Below are 488 nucleotides of genomic sequence, written 5' to 3'. Positions count from 1 at the left end.
TGATGGCAATATTGGTATGACACCAGAATTGCGTTGGCAGCCGGCGAATGACCGTTCGAATGGTGAAGCTAGACCGTTATTAAAATTTAACGTCAAGTACGACCGTTTAATTAAAACACAAGACCCTGAGCGTCCTTATGAAGATAAGGGCGGGTTTTGGGTCGAGATTAGTTATTGGGGGCGGGACGCTGAGGCGTTAAGTAAGTTATTACAAAAAGGCATGCGCGTGCGTATTGAAGGTGAACTCCGCATCGACGTTTGGGAAGATAAAAATAATCCAGGTCAAATGGCATCGGGCATGGCATTAACGGCTTCGTTAATTACTATCATGACGCAGCGTGTGGATGCGGTGTTATTAAAAAAACCACAACAGTCAGTGGCGCATAATAACCCAGCCTCTCAATCTGAACTTTAAATAGGGAGTGAGAGATGAGAGGAGTGAATTTATCTAACGCCATTGCCGCGCTTCGATTTCGAGTGCGCGCTCG

The 488-nt window shown here is 45.9% G+C and carries 1 protein-coding gene; it reads left to right on the top strand.

Annotation, left to right across the window (positions count from 1 at the left end):
* Nucleotides 1-415, top strand: a 415-nt coding sequence (locus BCT81_RS22850) for a single-stranded DNA-binding protein (protein WP_102425958.1), incomplete at its 5' end; no start/stop codon positions are given.
* Nucleotides 416-488 lie beyond the last annotated feature (73 nt).

The organism is Vibrio sp. 10N.261.52.A1, from assembly GCF_002876325.1.
In the GTDB taxonomy this organism is placed as follows: domain Bacteria; phylum Pseudomonadota; class Gammaproteobacteria; order Enterobacterales; family Vibrionaceae; genus Vibrio; species Vibrio chagasii.
The sequence above is the reverse complement of the archived record's forward strand: the minus strand, read 5'-3'. Positions and strand labels throughout refer to the sequence as shown.